This window comes from Bradyrhizobium sp. LA6.1 (assembly GCF_040547805.1).
GTDB lineage: Bacteria > Pseudomonadota > Alphaproteobacteria > Rhizobiales > Xanthobacteraceae > Bradyrhizobium > Bradyrhizobium barranii.
The window spans coordinates 93,786-108,383 of sequence record NZ_JBEPQK010000019.1 but is presented as its reverse complement, the minus strand read 5'-3'; the positions used below and the strand labels follow the sequence as shown (position 1 = coordinate 108,383).

The 14,598-nt window shown below is 64.9% G+C and carries 18 protein-coding genes; 9 read left to right on the top strand and 9 right to left on the bottom strand.

The features are described 5' to 3' along the window. Window positions 1-44: 44 nt before the first annotated feature. Window positions 45-701, top strand: coding sequence for a carboxymuconolactone decarboxylase family protein (locus ABIB99_RS35035; protein WP_354180059.1), 657 nt, complete (start codon window positions 45-47; stop codon window positions 699-701). A gap of 138 nt (window positions 702-839) precedes the next feature. Here the strand turns inward: ABIB99_RS35035 and ABIB99_RS35030 are convergent, their stop codons facing one another. From ABIB99_RS35030 to ABIB99_RS35020, 3 genes are all read right to left on the bottom strand, one after another. Next, window positions 840-1,835, bottom strand: a complete 996-nt coding sequence (locus tag ABIB99_RS35030) for a dienelactone hydrolase family protein (RefSeq protein ID WP_354180057.1) — start codon at window positions 1,833-1,835, stop codon at window positions 840-842. Window positions 1,836-1,908: 73 nt separating this feature from the next. Beyond that, a complete protein-coding gene (locus ABIB99_RS35025) occupies window positions 1,909-2,502 on the bottom strand; it encodes a hypothetical protein (RefSeq protein ID WP_354180055.1) in 594 nt (197 codons plus the stop codon). Between the two features lie 143 nt (window positions 2,503-2,645). Beyond that, window positions 2,646-3,050: a DUF4260 domain-containing protein gene (locus tag ABIB99_RS35020; protein WP_354180053.1), complete on the bottom strand. Its 405-nt coding sequence runs from the start codon at window positions 3,048-3,050 to the stop codon at window positions 2,646-2,648. Window positions 3,051-3,199: 149 nt separating this feature from the next. Here ABIB99_RS35020 and ABIB99_RS35015 point away from each other — a divergent pair, with 149 nt between their 5' ends. Next, a complete protein-coding gene (locus ABIB99_RS35015) occupies window positions 3,200-4,732 on the top strand; it encodes an acyl-CoA carboxylase subunit beta (RefSeq protein WP_354180051.1) in 1,533 nt (510 codons plus the stop codon). A gap of 65 nt (window positions 4,733-4,797) precedes the next feature. After that, on the top strand, window positions 4,798-5,145 hold the full coding sequence (locus ABIB99_RS35010) for a hypothetical protein (protein ID WP_354180139.1): 348 nt from the start codon (window positions 4,798-4,800) through the stop codon (window positions 5,143-5,145). A gap of 105 nt (window positions 5,146-5,250) precedes the next feature. On the opposite strand, the gene ABIB99_RS35005 is transcribed toward ABIB99_RS35010, so the two are convergent. Beyond that, window positions 5,251-5,907, bottom strand: a complete 657-nt coding sequence (locus ABIB99_RS35005; RefSeq protein ID WP_354180049.1) for a glutathione S-transferase family protein — start codon at window positions 5,905-5,907, stop codon at window positions 5,251-5,253. A gap of 191 nt (window positions 5,908-6,098) precedes the next feature. Beyond that, window positions 6,099-8,063 carry an alpha/beta hydrolase domain-containing protein gene (locus ABIB99_RS35000; protein WP_354180047.1) on the bottom strand — a complete coding sequence of 655 codons (1,965 nt, stop codon included), beginning with the start codon at window positions 8,061-8,063 and terminating at the stop codon, window positions 6,099-6,101. Window positions 8,064-8,163: 100 nt separating this feature from the next. Here ABIB99_RS35000 and ABIB99_RS34995 point away from each other — a divergent pair, with 100 nt between their 5' ends. Further along, window positions 8,164-8,493, top strand: a complete 330-nt coding sequence (locus ABIB99_RS34995; RefSeq protein WP_354180045.1) for a hypothetical protein — start codon at window positions 8,164-8,166, stop codon at window positions 8,491-8,493. Between the two features lie 134 nt (window positions 8,494-8,627). Next, window positions 8,628-8,906: a twin-arginine translocation signal domain-containing protein gene (locus tag ABIB99_RS34990; RefSeq protein ID WP_354180043.1), complete on the top strand. Its 279-nt coding sequence runs from the start codon at window positions 8,628-8,630 to the stop codon at window positions 8,904-8,906. A gap of 151 nt (window positions 8,907-9,057) precedes the next feature. Here the strand turns inward: ABIB99_RS34990 and ABIB99_RS34985 are convergent, their stop codons facing one another. The 3 genes from ABIB99_RS34985 to ABIB99_RS34975 all read right to left on the bottom strand — a co-directional run bounded on the left by ABIB99_RS34985 (window position 9,058) and on the right by ABIB99_RS34975 (window position 11,494). Beyond that, entirely contained in the window at window positions 9,058-9,306 is a 249-nt protein-coding gene (locus tag ABIB99_RS34985) for a GCG_CRPN prefix-to-repeats domain-containing protein (RefSeq protein WP_063982626.1), read from the bottom strand. A 282-nt stretch (window positions 9,307-9,588) separates the two neighbouring features. Next, on the bottom strand, window positions 9,589-10,599 hold the full coding sequence (locus ABIB99_RS34980) for an alpha/beta fold hydrolase (RefSeq protein ID WP_354180040.1): 1,011 nt from the start codon (window positions 10,597-10,599) through the stop codon (window positions 9,589-9,591). A gap of 196 nt (window positions 10,600-10,795) precedes the next feature. Next, window positions 10,796-11,494 carry a winged helix-turn-helix domain-containing protein gene (locus tag ABIB99_RS34975; protein ID WP_028154913.1) on the bottom strand — a complete coding sequence of 233 codons (699 nt, stop codon included), beginning with the start codon at window positions 11,492-11,494 and terminating at the stop codon, window positions 10,796-10,798. Window positions 11,495-11,643: 149 nt separating this feature from the next. Here ABIB99_RS34975 and ABIB99_RS34970 point away from each other — a divergent pair, with 149 nt between their 5' ends. The 3 genes from ABIB99_RS34970 to ABIB99_RS34960 all read left to right on the top strand — a co-directional run bounded on the left by ABIB99_RS34970 (window position 11,644) and on the right by ABIB99_RS34960 (window position 13,208). Next, window positions 11,644-11,952, top strand: coding sequence for an NIPSNAP family protein (locus ABIB99_RS34970; RefSeq protein ID WP_135214956.1), 309 nt, complete (start codon window positions 11,644-11,646; stop codon window positions 11,950-11,952). 24 nt (window positions 11,953-11,976) lie between these two features. After that, complete coding sequence (locus tag ABIB99_RS34965) at window positions 11,977-12,327, top strand: antibiotic biosynthesis monooxygenase family protein (protein ID WP_028151163.1); 351 nt, start codon at window positions 11,977-11,979, stop codon at window positions 12,325-12,327. Between the two features lie 71 nt (window positions 12,328-12,398). Then, the gene (locus ABIB99_RS34960; RefSeq protein ID WP_354180037.1) at window positions 12,399-13,208 is read left to right on the top strand and encodes an isocitrate lyase/PEP mutase family protein; all 810 of its coding nucleotides are present in this window, start codon (window positions 12,399-12,401) and stop codon (window positions 13,206-13,208) included. 162 nt (window positions 13,209-13,370) lie between these two features. Here ABIB99_RS34960 and ABIB99_RS34955 read toward each other — a convergent pair whose 3' ends face one another. Continuing rightward, window positions 13,371-13,766, bottom strand: a complete 396-nt coding sequence (locus ABIB99_RS34955) for a hypothetical protein (protein WP_354180035.1) — start codon at window positions 13,764-13,766, stop codon at window positions 13,371-13,373. Between the two features lie 167 nt (window positions 13,767-13,933). Here ABIB99_RS34955 and ABIB99_RS34950 point away from each other — a divergent pair, with 167 nt between their 5' ends. Continuing rightward, window positions 13,934-14,578, top strand: a complete 645-nt coding sequence (locus tag ABIB99_RS34950) for a trimeric intracellular cation channel family protein (protein WP_354180033.1) — start codon at window positions 13,934-13,936, stop codon at window positions 14,576-14,578. Window positions 14,579-14,598: the final 20 nt, after the last annotated feature.

The following is a 14,598-nucleotide window of genomic DNA, read 5'->3' as shown; positions in this document are numbered from 1 at the left end:
TAGCATCCTTCCGACCAAACAAAAGAAAAGGTCGGGAGGATAAAATGAATTCAACGCCACTCTGGCTGTCGTCGATCACGTTGGCCGCCGCCGGCGGCTGGCTCGCAGCCACGATGTTTGCCGCACCCGCCACCAGCAAGGAGCCGCGCTTTCCGCAGCTCACCATGGACCAGCTCGACGCCAAGCAGAAGCCGCTCGGCGAGCAGATCATGAAGGTGTCGAGCGTCGGCATCGGCGGGCCCTACAATCCGATGATCCGCAGCCCGGTGCTCGGCCAGCGACTGTTCGACCTGTTCTACTATCTGCGCTGGGAGACCTCGGTCCCGACCAGGCTGAATGAGTTCGCGATCCTGATCATCGGGCGGCAGTGGCGCTCGCAGGTGGAATGGTTCGCGCATGCGCCGCTGGCGGCCAAGGCCGGCCTGTCGGCGGATATCATCGCGGAGCTGAAGGCCAACAAGCGGCCGTCGAAAATGGCCGATGACGAGGCCGTGGTCTACGACTTCGTCACCGAGATCACCACGACCAAGAAAGTTTCCGACGAGACCTACGCGCGGGCGAAGAAGGTGTTTAGCGATCAGCAGATCGTCGATCTCACCGCGGTTGCCGGCAATTACGTGATGGTCGCGATGCTGCTGGCGATGGCCGAAGAGACGGTGCCGCCGGAGAAGCAGGAGCCGTTTAGGCCCGGTGAGCCGTAGGAGGCGCGAGGAACCCGCGACAAAATTGCGATGCCGTAGGGTGGGCAAAGGCGCATAGCGCCGTGCCCACCATCATCTAGTTGGTGGGCACGCTTTCGCTTTGCCCACCCTACGGCAGCGCGTGCGGGGCGGACAGTCTCACCCCAGCTTGAACAGCGCCTGCAAAAATTCCTCCACCGCCTTCCGCGACTCCACAGCGGTCGCGGGGTTGCCGCCGACATGCGGGTTGAGCTCGACGCAGGAATCCTTGTAGGTGAACGGCGCGTTGGTATCGCCGTTCATCAGCACGCCGCCGTCGCCCTCCTTGATATGGCAGTTGCGCACGGTCTGCGCGTTGGCCGACACCGCAACGGCGCTGACGCCGAGCAGGCCACTATCGAAGCCGTGCGCGCTGTCGGGGTATTCGGTCAGCACCACATCGCGCCCGGCCGTCTTGAGCCGTCCGACGAACGCCTTGCAGCTCGTCACGGGATTGTAGTCGTCGGGCGTGCCATGGAAGATGCGGATCGGGCGTGCGGCGACGTCGCCGTCGCTTTGATACGTCGTCGAGCAATCCGGATAGAAGGGAATGTAAGCCGCGAACTGCACGCCGGACTTGTTCCAGAGCTTGTTGAAGCGATCGAGGCTCGCATAGAGCGTCGCCTGTCCGCCGCGCGAGAAGCCCATCAGCACGATACGGTCGGGGTCGACGCGGGGATGCTTCGCAAGAATCTCCAGTGAGCGGTAGATGTCGACGATCAGGTTGAGCCGGCCGAGCAGGGCCTGGTTCGGCCCCACCACCGTCAGCCCGCGGCCGGTAAAACCGTCGATCACGAAGGTCGAGATGCCCATGGCGTTGAAAGCGTGCACCCAGGCCTCGGTCGTGGCGCCGACGCCGCTCGAGCCGTGCATCAGCACCACGACGGGAAGCTTGCCGGTGCCCTGGGCGACGCGGAATTCGCCAGCGACCGTCACCGGCTTGCCGGCCGCCGCATCGCCGCTGAGGAATTGCTGGTCGGAGAGGGTGAGCGAGGGGATCGGATAGATCTCGGCGCGGGTGGCGACTTCCTTCGGCAGGGATTGCGCGTTGGCGCCAATGCCGGCGAGCAGTGTTGAAATGCAGAGCGCCATAGCGACGCGGAATGCCGTCGGCATCGTGATCGTCCCCCATGATTTTCATGGAGTAGAACAACGGACCTGCGCACTGTCAATTTGATGCGCGACGACCTCAGGCCTTATCCGCCTTCTTCGCCATCAGCGCCTGGTCGATCGCAAAGCCGCCGATCTCGCTCATCGCTTCCGAGATCACGTCGCCCTTGCGGGCAAAACCCGCGGAGAGGACATCGAACTGCGTCCGTGCCAGACGCAGCACCTCGAGCGGCACCGAGACCACGGTCTCGTTGAAGCTGTCGACGGAGGCGCGCAAGCCGTCGAGCTCGGTGGTGAGCTTGCCGATATGGCTTTCCGCATCCTGCATCAGGCCGAGCAGCTTGCCGCGCTCGGCGTCGAACGCCGCGCGCTCGGCCGCCGCGGCCGCGGTCACCTCGGCGAGCTGGGTCCCCAGCGCCGCGATCTGGCTGACCATGGCTTCGGAGGCGAGCGCGGTCGCCTCGCGCAGGTCTACAAGGCGCTTGTTCTCTTCCTGTTGCTCGTGAAACAGCCGTTCGGCCGACATCGCCCGTTGCTTCAGCGATTCGATCAGCGCGGCCGCGCGCAGCAGCATCTCGCCGTTGCGCCCCGACACCATGCTGGCCATCCGCCGCAGGAAGTCGGTGGTTTCGGACGGGCTGTTCGGCGGCAGGGGGACGACCGTGGCGGACATGGGTGATGCTTGCAGCCAGACGTGGTGACCGCCGCCGTACCGACTGAGCTCACGCAACATTCGGCGCTTGATCGTGAAGGGAGCAAGCCTGAATCGGCCGGCCCGGTCAACCGGTGGGGGCCGACAAAACGACGGCAATCCCCTCAGGCGTCTTTCTGGCGGCCGATCCGCCCGAGATGGGTGAAGCCGAACCCGGCCGAATATTTCAGGCCGTAGCCGAGCGCCCGGTCGATGCCGATATGGGCGAGCCAGATCATGGCGATGGACAGCGTGAGCGGCGAGGCGAAGCCGAAGCCCAGCGTCAGCAGCGCCACCGGCGCCATGTAGCTGTGGGCGGCATTGTAGACCAGCGCCCCGAATCTGGCGTCGGCGAGGTACGCCAGGAAGCTCAGATCGGGGACGAAGAAGAGCAGGGCGAACACCAGCCACGAGCCGCCCCAGGAGGCGTAGAGCATCACCATCCCCGTGAACAGGGTCAGGCCTTCCAGCCGCAGCAGGATCTTGACGCCGCCGGTCGCCGCGCCCCTCTCGGCCGTTACCTCATCCATTGTCGTCTCCCAGGCAAAACTCTGTAATTCCTTGCGCTTTCCCGCTGCGGCAAGGCAGCCCTGCGGCGCCGAAAGCGGCTTCCCGGCCCGCAAAATGCCGTGTTAGAACCCCCGGCAATCGCATTTAGGCTAAGAACTGGCGGGAGCAAATGAAGAATATCCTGGACGCCCTTGAAGATCGTCGCGCCGGCGCAAAGCTCGGTGGCGGGGAGAAGCGCATCGAGGCGCAGCACGCCCGCGGCAAGCTGACCGCGCGTGAGCGCATCGAGCTCCTGCTCGACAAGGGATCGTTCGAGGAGTTCGACATGTTCGTCGAGCACCGCTCCACCGAGTTCGGCATGGAGAAGAACAAGGTGCCCGGCGACGGCGTCGTCACCGGCTGGGGCACCGTCAACGGCCGCAAGACGTTTGTGTTCGCCAAGGATTTTACGGTGTTCGGCGGCTCGCTGTCGGAGACCCACGCGCTGAAGATCACCAAGTTGCAGGACATGGCGATGAAGGCGCGGGCGCCCATCATCGGCCTCTATGATGCGGGCGGCGCCCGCATCCAGGAGGGCGTCGCGGCGCTCGCCGGCTATTCCTACGTGTTCCGCCGCAACGTGCTCGCCTCGGGCGTGATCCCGCAGATCTCCGTCATCATGGGCCCCTGCGCCGGCGGCGACGTCTATTCGCCGGCGATGACCGACTTCATCTTCATGGTGAAGAACACCAGCTACATGTTCGTCACCGGCCCCGACGTGGTGAAGACCGTGACCAACGAGGTCGTCACCGCCGAAGAGCTCGGCGGTGCCTCGGTGCACGCCACGCGCTCCTCGATCGCGGACGGCGCTTTCGAGAACGACGTCGAGACGCTCTTGCAGATGCGGCGCCTGATCGACTTCCTGCCGTCCAACAACACCGATGGCGTGCCGGAATGGCCGAGCTTTGACGACATCGGCCGGGTCGACATGTCTTTGGACACGCTGATCCCCGACAATCCGAACAAGCCCTACGACATGAAGGAGTTGATCCTGAAGGTCGTGGACGAGGGCGATTTCTTCGAGATCGCGGACGCCTTCGCCAAGAACATCGTCACCGGTTTTGGCCGCATCGCCGGCCGCACCGTCGGTTTCGTCGCCAACCAGCCGATGGTGCTGGCCGGCGTGCTCGACAGCGACGCCTCGCGCAAGGCCGCGCGCTTCGTCCGTTTTTGCGATGCCTTCAACATCCCGATCGTCACCTTCGTCGACGTGCCGGGCTTCCTGCCGGGCACCGCGCAGGAATATGGCGGCCTGATCAAGCACGGCGCGAAACTGCTGTTCGCCTATTCGCAGTGCACCGTGCCGCTGGTCACGATCATCACCCGCAAGGCCTATGGCGGTGCCTTCGACGTCATGGCCTCCAAGGAAATCGGCGCCGATATGAACTACGCCTGGCCGACCGCCCAGATCGCGGTGATGGGCGCCAAGGGCGCGGTCGAGATCATCTTCCGCAGCGACATCGGCGACCCCGACAAGATCACCGCGCGCACCAAGGAATACGAGGACCGCTTCCTGTCCCCCTTCATCGCGGCCGAGCGCGGCTACATCGACGACGTCATCATGCCGCACTCGACGCGCAAGCGGATCGCAAGGGCGCTGGCGATGCTGAAGGACAAGAAGGTGGAAACGCCGGCGAAGAAGCACGACAATTTGCCGTTGTGACGACAAGTAGCCCGGATGGAGCGTAGCGAAATCCGGGTTTTTAACCCAAGTGCCGCATGTCGCTGATGACCGAAGACGATCCGACCGACGAGATTTCAGACATTGAGGCGCGGATCGAGCGGCTGGCCGAGATCGCCGAACGATGCCGGAAGTACATTCTGGCATCCAAAATCGCGATTGGCGGCGGCGGCGCGCTGTTGTTGATCACGATCCTTGGGTTGTTCGGGACAGGTCTGACCGCGGCGCTCGGATCGATCGCCCTGGTGCTGGGCGGGATCGTGTCGCTCGGTTCGAACATCAGCACGTTGCAGCAAACCGAGAGCGCCATCGGTGCTGCCGAGGCGCTTCGCGCGCAACTGATCGGCAGGATCGATCTTCGCGTGGTTAAGGACACGCCGCTGAAGTTGGTGTGAGGCGAAATTCGTAGGGTGGGTTAGCCCCGCGACTGCGCACAGCGCAGTTCGCGCGGCGTAACCCATCATCTTTGTTGAGGCATGCGTTGGTGGATTACGCTTGCGCTAATCCGCCCTACGTTTGGCATCCGCCGCAGCGAAATGCGTCATCTGATCGGCGTGGGCTTTTGCGAACGCCGGACGGCCCGTGGCGCGCGCAACGTAGTCGCGGCAGGCGGGGCTGTCCGCCAACCCATCGAAGCGATCGACGACGCGCAGCACGTCCGACATCAGGATGTCGGCGACGGAAAAGGAGCTTGCCAGCCATTCGCGCACCGCAAGCACCGTCTCCATGTGCTTGAGCCGGAGTTTTAGGAAATCGTCGACGAATTTTACGGCGGGTGAGCCATCGTCGCTGCCGGTGAACTTGAACATCGTCCAGGGCAGGGCCGGCATCTCCACCGAATTGAGCGCCGCGAACACCCATTCGACCGTGTCGCTGCGGCCGCGCGGATCGGTGGGCATCAACTTGGCGCTGAGCTCACCCAGATGCAGCAGAATCGCGCCGCTCTCGAAGATCGAGAGGTCGCCGTCGGTCAGCCACGGCACCTGGCCGAACGGCTGGTGCGCGAAATGCGTAGCGTCCCGCGGGCCGAACGGCACGCTCGCGACGCGATAGGGCAATGCGGCCTCTTCGAGCGCCCAGCGCACGCGAAGGTCGCGCACGAAACCGCGCGGCATCTCGGGAACCCAGTCGAAGGTGGTGAGGGTGAGGTTGGCCATGCGGTGTCTCCGTGCTGTCTGGGCATAGGACGGATGAGGGGCGGGCGTTCCGACAGCGTGAGACTTTTTTTCTCCGCGGGCAGCGACCGTAGGGTGGGCAAAGGCGCGCTTGCGCCGTGCCCACCATCTTTTGGCCGAGAAGTGGTGGGCATGCTCCGCTTTGCCCACCCTACGGGGCCACTGGGCTTCGCTCACTGCCCAAGCTTCGCCAACTTGCCTTGCTTCGCGGCGTCGACCGCGCGCTCTGCATCTTCCGGCAGCAGGGTCCGCTCCGCCACCTGCCGCGCCGCCTCACGGCGGACCGCCGCCACATACGCCCCGTCATCCGCATATCGCTCCGCAATCGACAGCCGGGGATCATGCACTTCCTTCCGCGCGGCCTCGGTCGGTGCGAACGGCACCACTGCGCCTTGCAGCGGATAGAGCGCCGTCGGGCCAAATCCTTGCGCGCGCGGATTCCATGCGGTGTAGGTCGCGCGTGGCACCGCGAGCGCAAGCTGGCGGATGCCTGCGATGGCCATGCCGTCATTGTCCGCCTTCGGCACGAACACGGGATAGCGGCCGATCTCCTTGGGCGGCAGCACGCTCTGGTCGGAGAAGGCGGCGAGCGTGTGGATGCCGGCATAGGGCAGGCCGGGAATATCCATCGGCACCGCGCCTTGCGCCGCTACCAGCGTGCCGTGGGCACGCATGGGGACGCGGCTTGCGGGCGGCTTGATGCCGTCGCTGATCCAGGCGTTGAGGTCGGTGAGCAGCGCGCGCATAGGCCCGCCCGCATGCATCGGGTTCTGCGGCAGCGACATCGCCGGCACGCCCTTCCGCATCACGTCGGAAGCTTCGGCGAAATGCGGCGTGCCTGCGATCATATAGGTGCGGACGTTGTCGGGGAGGTCGAGGTGGTTGCCGGCGAGGTCGGTGACCAGCAACGAGGCGTGCGAGGCCCACCATTCGTGCTCGCTGTCGGTCTGCATCACCTTCGGGCACGTCGCCGAGAGCGCGCAGCGGCGGAGCAGGCCGTCGGTCTTGCCGGAATAGGGATCGCTGAGGCTCGCATAGGTGAAGGGGAAGAGATCGGCTTGCCACGCCGGATCCTGCGGATGCCGCGGGTTGCGGCCGGGCTGGCCGAAGCGGACGTTCGTCGCCATCCGCCGCGTGCCCGCGACATGCGGCATCAATCCGTCGAACACGGTGCGGCCCTGGAGATCCTCGTTGAAGCCGAGATAGAGGAAGTCGCGCAGGAAGCGGCCGGATTGCGACACGCCGAAGCCGATGGCGCGGCTGACGGAGGGATGCGGGCCGTTCAGCAGCGGGTTCGCCTGGGTCTCATCGTGGCGGAGAAAGCTGACGACGTCGCGCACGGCGGCATAGCCCATGCCGAGTGGCACAGGATCGCGCGCGGTGTAGGTGATCTCGTAGAGCGCGCCGGCATCAAAACCATCGGGCCGGGTGATCTCCACCGTCACGGGATCGACGAGCTTTGCGAGGAGGCCGGAAGGCGACTGCCGCGGATCGGCCCAGGCGGCGCGCACGGAGACCTTGAGGTCGGCGGCATCAGTCGCCGGCCAGGTCAGCGTCGCACGCGCGGGATTGGTCGTGTTGTCGAAGACGATCTCTTCGCGCGCGGGCCCGGTGACGGTCTTCAGCACCGGTGCCGTCATCGCCATCTGGCCGGGCTTGGAGGGGATGTCGCCCTGCCAGCCGACCCAGACCATCGTAAAGCCCTGGCGATGCAGGAAGCCGATGCCAGCGTCTTCGGCCTTGTCGGCATTGTTGGCGCCGGGCTGGGCGGCATCGTCGAACAATTGCGGCGCCAGCTTGCGGCCGCGATTGGGCACCTCGAGCAGCAGCGTGCCGTTGCCGTGGGTGGGATCGGTGGGCCGCAGGATGACGACGTCGGCGGTGGCTGCCACCTTGCCGTCGGAGCTACGCGGCGCGAGCGCGAGGTCGGTGATGACGGCGTTGCGATCGTCGGACGGGTTGAGCGCGAAGGTCGCGCGCGCGGTGATGCGCTCATAGGTGCCGACATCGCCAAAGCTGCGCCCGGCAAAGGCGGGCTCGCGCGCGAGGATGTCGAAGCGGACGATTTCGGCGAGCGAGGCCGTGGGCCACAGGCAGCTGATCGCAACGAGGCCCGTGATGATCCTGCGCATGGCCATTCCTTCCCCCATCGGCGCGATCCGAATGTTCCGTCGCGCGGGCTTTTTGTTGCCGCGACTATAACCGTCTATGCTGCGGCCAAACAACGGGAGGAAACACATGCCTGCTGCCTACTTCGTCGTTCGCGCGACCGTCACCGACGCCAGCAAGCGCGCCGCCTTCGACACATGGTACGAGACCGCGCATGTGCCCGACGCGGTGAAGGCGTTCGGCGTAGCTAAGGCCTGGCGGTTCTGGAGCCTGGACGATCCCTCGCTGCATCAGGCCATGTATCAGTTCGATGACGAGGCCAAGCTGGCTGCGATGCTGAGGGGCGATACGTTGAAGCAGCTCGTCGCCGATTTCAATCGCGACTGGCCCGACGTGAAGCGCACGCGCGAGACGCTGGTGCTGGCGCAGGAGTTTGCGAAGCAGGACGCTGGAGCGTAGCTCGCGCCGAGTCCCGTAGCTCGCTTGTCCCTGACACCCATGTCATGAACCTGAAGATGCGATTCAGCTTTCGTTCATGTCGTGACCGCGACACTCCCTCTGCATCACTTGCTCGATAGCCTAGAGGACATGTCATGGAGCGTCGGAACTTTTTGAAACTTGCATTCGGCGTCGCGGCTGGAGCCGCGACGTTGACCGCGAGCGCACAAGCTGCGCCGTTGGCGCCGCAGCCGCTCGGCGATCCCGCGCGCGCGCCGCAAGGCAATCCCGACGCTCGTCCCGCCGTCACCACCAGTGAGGAAGCCGCCAAGCTGGCGCCCGAACAGGTGCATTGGCATGGCCGCCACCACGGCTGGGGGCACCGTCATTGGGGCTGGCACCGTCGGCGCTGGCACCGCCGCCATCACTGGTAAGCTCGCATCGGCCGAGTCTCGACGGGGACCGCAATTGCGGTCCCCGTTTTGATTCGGCGCGGTTCCTTCACCATGAGACCTCAGGCGTTCAAACGAAAATGGCCGCGCAGGCTTTCGCCGCGCGGCCACTTCGTAACGCGAAGAGACGAGATCAGATCGGGCGGCAGCGGCCACCCCACCAACGGAAGCCGTACGGGCAGACGCGGGCGCGGGGCACGACGACGACCGGCGGTGCAACCACCACCGGGCCGGGCCGCACAACGACCGCACCGCGCATCGGGCGGCAGCCGCCATAGGCGCCGCGGTACCAGCCGGGGCCGCAGCCACCGGCGGCGCTGGCCGCTTCGCTGAAACCGACGACCGCGCTGGCGAGCATGACGGCGGCAAACAGGTATTTCATGTGATCTTCCTCTTGTCCTTGGGCAGGTTTTTGGGGCGCTTGCGGCGCACAATGAATCAAAAGACACGATTCGACACGTTAAATTTGGGCACGTGCCGACACGTCGCGATCCAAACCTGCCAATCATGACCTGAATGCGGCATGAACATTCTCTGCATGCGGCTTCCGGCGACAGCAATGGCGCTGGAGCGCCGTCCCGATGGAATCGGAACGGGGCTCCATGTTTTTTGTTTTGTCGCGTTTTCTTGACGCGAACCGGTATCCACTTCGCTCGAAAACGCTCTAGCGACCGAGAAAGCCCAGCACCAATTCCTTGTACTTCTCCGGCGCCTCCAGGAAGACGAGGTGGCCTGTGTCCGGGATCACTTCGGCCCGCGCGTTCGGCATTTTGGCCGCAAGCGCTTTCGCGAGCTCCGCGTTCTGGCCCATTTTCGCGCGCAATGCCTCCGGCGCGTTCGGACGGCCCGGCGCGTTGTGATCGTCGGCGCCCATGATGAACAGCGTCGGCTCTGTGATCAACGCGACCTCGTGCGCGACCGGCTCGCGATAGATCATCTGGCCGGAGCTGACGTAGGCGCGCAGCCAGCGCGGATAATCGGGGCTGCCCTTGATGTTGAAGCGGGCGTCGACGAACGGCGTGATCGCGTCCGGCGGCAGCTTGATCGCGTAATTGGTCTGGAGCTGCTTGCGGTAGCCGTCGGGTGTGAGCTTGTCCTCGCTCTCGATGATCTTCTCGGTCGGCGTCGGCGGCACATAGAGACGGTAGTCTTCCAGCCCGATCGGCGCGGTCAGCACGAGATGGGCGACGCGATCCGGATAGGCGCGGGCGATGCGCACGCCCAGCATGCCGCCGAGCGAATGCGCGACGACCTCAGCTTTGTCGATCTTGAGATGATCGAGCAGCGCAATGGTGTTGCGCGCCAGCGTGTCGAAGTGCAGTTCGCCTTGCGGCTTCGAAGATTTGCCGAAGCCGATCTGGTCCGGCACGATCACGCGAAAACCGGCGTCACTGAGCATCTTGATGACAGGCGCCCAGTAGCTCGACGGAAAATTGCGCCCGTGCAGCAGCACGACGGTGCGGCCGTTCGGCCGCTCGGGCGCGACGTCCATATAGGCCATGCTGAGCTGCTCGCCGTCATTGATGACAGGCAGCAGATGCACGGGATACGGATAGGCAAAGCCTTCGAGCGCGATGCCATAGGGCTCACGCGGGGCGGTGTCGGCGGCGTGGGCGGACGTGAACGGGGAAGCGAGGAGGGCTGCGGCAAGCGCGACCGGGAGGAGGCGGTTCATGAAGATCTCGTAATTGGAGCCGTCATTCCGGGGGCACGTCGAACACGCGAACCCGGAATCTTGAAGTTCCAGGTTCGATGCTTCGCATCGCCTCAGAACGATACTGCGCTTAAAGCGATGGATGGCCCGGTCAAGCCCGGCCATGACGGAAGCCGTGGTTCACACGCAAACGTGCGATCTCACGCACCTGGCGTGATCAATCCTTCCCGGTCCCGAACAGCGTCGCAAACTGCTTCTCGCCGGTGCGGGTGAAGTTCACCACGCGGCTGCCGGGCGTGGCGTCGCGCGCGGCCCATTTCAGCTCGGCGAACCGCTGCATCATGGCGGCGCCCAGCGTGCCGGCGAGATGATGGCGCCGCTCGCTCCAGTCCAGGCACGCCTTGCACACCGGACGGCGCGGATGGGTGAGCATGTCGGGCGAGATCTGCAAATGCTTTGCGAGAAAGCGCTCGCCCTCGGCCGTCAGCTCGATGTCCTGCTTCTTCTGCCTGACCAGGTTTCGCGTGCGTAGACTGTCGAGCATCTGCACGCCGAGATCGCCGGCGAGGTGGTCGTAGCAGATCCGCGCGCGCCGCAGCGCCGGATCCTTCGGCCCGGTGCGCACGCGCATGTGGCCGGTGCGCGCGGCAAGTCCCGCAAGGCCTTCGAGCACGCCGGCGACGTCATCGTCGGTGAGGCGGTAGTAGCGGTGGCGGCCTTGCTTCTCCGGCTCGATCAGCCCGCCGGCCTCGAGCTTGGCCAGATGCGAGCTTGCGGTCTGTGGCGTGATGCCGGCCTCCTGCGCGAGCTCGCTCGCCGTCAGCGCGCGGCCGTTCATCAGCGCGGTGAGCATGTTGGCGCGGGCGGGGTCGCCGACCAGCGAGGCAATCATGGCGATGTCAGGACCTGATTTCATGCTTCGATGGTAGCCGAAGCATTGCGGTGGGGCAAGGACGTAGTCTGTTTCTGCGAACACGTCATTGCGAGCGAAGCGAAGCAATCCAGTTGCTTCAGCGGCGACGGTGTTGCTCGCGCTTGCCGCAATGAAAAATCAGGGAGCCAACCATGTCCGTCACCGTCTTCATCCGCTACCAGCTCGATCCCTTCAAGCGCGCGCAGTTCGAGGAATATTCGAAGCGCTGGCTCACCATCATCCCGAAATGCGGCGGCGACCTGATCGGCTATTTCGTGCCGCATGAGGGCACCAACAACATCGCGTTTGCGCTGATCACCTTCGAGAGTCTGGCCGCCTATGAGGCCTATCGCGCCCGGCTGCGGCAGGACGCAGACGGCATGGCCAATTTCCATTTCGCCGAGGAGAACAAATTCATCCTCGCGGAAGAGCGCACCTTCCTGCGCAAGGTGGTATTGTAGACCGCCAACGCAAAGGAGACGCCCATGATTGCCGTGATTTTCGAAGTCTGGCCCAAGCCGGAACATCGCCAGGACTACTTCGACCTCGCGGCCGACCTGAAGCCGATCCTGCAAACCATCGATGGCTTCATCTCGGTCGAGCGCTTTGAAAGCCTGACCGAGAAGGGCAAGATCCTGTCGGTGTCGTTCTGGCGCGACGAGGCGGCGGTTCAGGCCTGGCGCAATACGATGGAACACCGGCGCACGCAGGCGAAGGGCAGGGCGAAGATCTTTGCCGATTATCACCTGCGCATCGCCAGCGTCATCCGCGACTACGGCATGAATGATCGCGAGCAGGCGCCGAAGGACAGCCGCGCCGTGCACGACGCGCACTAGCTTTTGCGGGCGCGCACTGGCGCTGCCCAGTGCGCGCGCTTATCTCTGCGCGGCCAACAAGGGAGAGAAACATGCATGTGACAACCGCTGACAAGCGCGCGACGTTCAAGACGATGCACGAGAGCGGCTGCTTCATCCTGCCCAATCCGGTCGACGTCGGCAGCGCCAAGGCGTTGCAGCATCTCGGGTTCAAGGCACTGGCCTCATCGAGCGCGGGCTTTGCCTGGACCATCGGCAAGGCCGACAACCACGTCACGGTCGACGACGTCTGTCAGCATCTGGCAGCATTGTGCTCGGCCGTCGACATCCCCGTGAATGCGGATTTCGAGGGCGGCTTTGCCGTCGAGCCGGACAAAGTCGCTGACAATGTCGAGCGCGGTGTGCGCACCGGCGTCGCCGGCCTCTCGATCGAGGATTCCACCGGCGACAAGGACAAGCCGCTCTACGAGCGCGCGCTCGCGGTCGAGCGCATCAGGGCCTCGCGCAAGGCGATCGGCGACAGCGGCACGCTGCTGGTCGGTCGCTGCGAGGCGTATTTGTGGGGCGTGACCGACCTCAAGCTCGTCATTGACCGGCTCACGGCCTATGCGGACGCAGGCGCCGATTGCCTCTATGCGCCGGGCCTGAAGACGCGCGAGGACATCGCCGCCGTGGTGAAGGCTGTCGCCCCAAAGCCGTTCAACCTGCTGATCGGCGCGTCCGGCCTGTCCTTGCAGGAGGCCGCCGACCTCGGCGTGCGCCGCATCAGCGTCGGCGGCTCGCTCGCCCGCGCCGCCTGGGGCGGCTTCATGCGCGCCGCGAAGGAGATGGCGGAGAAGGGGACCTTTACGGAGCTCGGCACCGGCTATTCCGGCGGCGAACTCAACAAGATGTTCAGCTAAACGAAAAGCGGCGGGATGTGAGGTCCCGCCGCTCTCTCATCCTCTCGCTGTCATGCCCCGCGAAAGCGGGGCATCCAGTACGCCGCGGCCTCTCGATTTAATCTCGGCCGCTGGTGGAATACTGGGTCGCCCGGTCAAGCCGGGCGACGACAGCTGTTGTCGTTACTTCGCGCCCTCGGACGGGGCGGCCGGATCAGGCGCCGCCGGCTTGCTCGGGGCAGCACCCGTGGTCACGCCGGGTCCCGCGTTGTTGCGCGGCGTCACGTCACGCATGCCGGGAGGCGCGGCGGGATTCGCAGGCGGAGCCTGCTGGGCGGTCTGCGTTGCCGGCGTGTTGCTGGCCTGGTTGCCGGTGCTGGTGTTGTTCAGTCCGTAGAACACGGCACCCAGTACCAGGGCGATCGCCACTGCGAACAAGGCTACCTTGCCGCTGGAGGCGGGGCCTTCGCCAAGCTCGGGATCGACCTGAAGCTCGGCATCCCGTCGCGCCGCACGGACATACTCATCATCGGCGAGATTCGGGCGATACGGATCGTTGGGAAAACGGTCGTCAGCCATCGATTTTGTCTCCTCGATTATTGCGGCTGGACAACCCCTAGATGCGAGATTCTGTTCCGCCCTCCTTAGTGCTTTCGTCGCATGTTGCCCTTGCGCGAGGAATCGGGAACCTGTTCATTTTGGAACAGTTGCGCGTCGGTTCCATCGATGGGGAAGGGAACAAGGCGATGTGGAGCTTGCCGCCGAGCGATAGCGTGCTGCATCTGTTGTCGCTGGTCGCGGTCGCAGCGCAAGGCATGACCGCCGCGCTCGCGGCCGGCCGCCGGAGCATGGACTGGCTCGGCGTCTGCTTCCTCGGCTGTATCACCGCGCTCGGCGGCGGCACCTTGCGCGATCTCTTCCTCGGGCATTATCCGCTGGCCTGGGTCGCTCATCCCATCTACCTCGCGCTGGCCGGCGGCGCCGCCTTCCTCACCATCCTGATCGCGCGACTCGTGCACCGGCTGAAGGTGGCCTTCATCGTGCTCGATGCCATCGGTCTCGTCGTCTTCACCATGGCCGGCTGCGACATCGCCTGGCAGACGAATGCCGCGCTACCGATCGTCATCGTCTCCGGCATGGTGACCGGCTGCGCGGGCGGGGTGCTGCGCGATGTGCTCTGCAACGACGTGCCGCTGCTGTTCCGCTCCGAGCTCTACGCGACCGTTTCGGTGGCGACCGGCCTGTTCTACGCCACCGCCTTCGGCCTCAATCTCAACGCCGAGCTCTGGACCATTTTGACGTTTGTCCTCGGCATCAGCTTCCGCCTGCTCGCGGTGCGCTACAAATGGGAGATGCCGAAATTCGTGTTCACGGAAGGTGAGGAGCGGTAGGGCTCTTTCTTACCTCGCCT

Excerpts from the sequence above, each read along its gene's own strand:
- ABIB99_RS35035 (WP_354180059.1), top strand. The coding sequence starts at position 45 with ATGAATTCAACGCCACTCTGGCTGTCGTCGATCACGTTGGCCGCCGCC.
- ABIB99_RS35030 (WP_354180057.1), bottom strand. The coding sequence starts at position 1,835 with ATGCCGACGGCATTCCGCGTCGCTATGGCGCTCTGCATTTCAACACTG.
- ABIB99_RS35025 (WP_354180055.1), bottom strand. The coding sequence starts at position 2,502 with ATGTCCGCCACGGTCGTCCCCCTGCCGCCGAACAGCCCGTCCGAAACC.
- ABIB99_RS35020 (WP_354180053.1), bottom strand. The coding sequence starts at position 3,050 with ATGGATGAGGTAACGGCCGAGAGGGGCGCGGCGACCGGCGGCGTCAAG.
- ABIB99_RS35015 (WP_354180051.1), top strand. The coding sequence starts at position 3,200 with ATGAAGAATATCCTGGACGCCCTTGAAGATCGTCGCGCCGGCGCAAAG.
- ABIB99_RS35010 (WP_354180139.1), top strand. The coding sequence starts at position 4,798 with ATGACCGAAGACGATCCGACCGACGAGATTTCAGACATTGAGGCGCGG.
- ABIB99_RS35005 (WP_354180049.1), bottom strand. The coding sequence starts at position 5,907 with ATGGCCAACCTCACCCTCACCACCTTCGACTGGGTTCCCGAGATGCCG.
- ABIB99_RS35000 (WP_354180047.1), bottom strand. The coding sequence starts at position 8,063 with ATGGCCATGCGCAGGATCATCACGGGCCTCGTTGCGATCAGCTGCCTG.
- ABIB99_RS34995 (WP_354180045.1), top strand. The coding sequence starts at position 8,164 with ATGCCTGCTGCCTACTTCGTCGTTCGCGCGACCGTCACCGACGCCAGC.
- ABIB99_RS34990 (WP_354180043.1), top strand. The coding sequence starts at position 8,628 with ATGGAGCGTCGGAACTTTTTGAAACTTGCATTCGGCGTCGCGGCTGGA.
- ABIB99_RS34985 (WP_063982626.1), bottom strand. The coding sequence starts at position 9,306 with ATGAAATACCTGTTTGCCGCCGTCATGCTCGCCAGCGCGGTCGTCGGT.
- ABIB99_RS34980 (WP_354180040.1), bottom strand. The coding sequence starts at position 10,599 with ATGAACCGCCTCCTCCCGGTCGCGCTTGCCGCAGCCCTCCTCGCTTCC.
- ABIB99_RS34975 (WP_028154913.1), bottom strand. The coding sequence starts at position 11,494 with ATGAAATCAGGTCCTGACATCGCCATGATTGCCTCGCTGGTCGGCGAC.
- ABIB99_RS34970 (WP_135214956.1), top strand. The coding sequence starts at position 11,644 with ATGTCCGTCACCGTCTTCATCCGCTACCAGCTCGATCCCTTCAAGCGC.
- ABIB99_RS34965 (WP_028151163.1), top strand. The coding sequence starts at position 11,977 with ATGATTGCCGTGATTTTCGAAGTCTGGCCCAAGCCGGAACATCGCCAG.
- ABIB99_RS34960 (WP_354180037.1), top strand. The coding sequence starts at position 12,399 with ATGCATGTGACAACCGCTGACAAGCGCGCGACGTTCAAGACGATGCAC.
- ABIB99_RS34955 (WP_354180035.1), bottom strand. The coding sequence starts at position 13,766 with ATGGCTGACGACCGTTTTCCCAACGATCCGTATCGCCCGAATCTCGCC.
- ABIB99_RS34950 (WP_354180033.1), top strand. The coding sequence starts at position 13,934 with ATGTGGAGCTTGCCGCCGAGCGATAGCGTGCTGCATCTGTTGTCGCTG.